Source organism: Acinetobacter sp. 12966 (genome assembly GCF_031196995.1).
GTDB lineage: Bacteria > Pseudomonadota > Gammaproteobacteria > Pseudomonadales > Moraxellaceae > Acinetobacter > Acinetobacter geminorum.
Genome location: NZ_JAVIMC010000078.1, coordinates 1 through 272, shown reverse-complemented (window position 1 = coordinate 272; position 272 = coordinate 1). Strand labels below are relative to the sequence as shown.

Sequence of the window (272 nt, the reverse complement as noted above, 5' to 3'; positions counted from 1 at the left end):
CGTTGCCACTGCGATGCTTGGTCTAAAATATTAGCCACTTGCCCTAAAGCAAGACCGTTATTAATCATTGCTGTTGTGAGCAATGTACGTGCAGAAGCGGCACCGATAATACCGGCCAGATATTGCTCGGTAAAACGCCACCACATGCCATTGGCAATACTATTTGGGTTGAGGGTGAGGTGATTTTGCTCACAAAAATTTTCGAACGCTTGCGTAGTGGGTTGCTCACCCGTAATTCTCTTGGCTAGGGCAAATAAATCACCCACTTTTAA

The 272-nt window shown here is 45.6% G+C and carries 1 protein-coding gene; it reads right to left on the bottom strand.

Translation table 11 applies throughout. From position 1 onward, the window contains the following. On the bottom strand, positions 1-272 hold a 272-nt coding region (locus RFW85_RS12425), incomplete at both ends, for a hypothetical protein (RefSeq protein ID WP_309171576.1).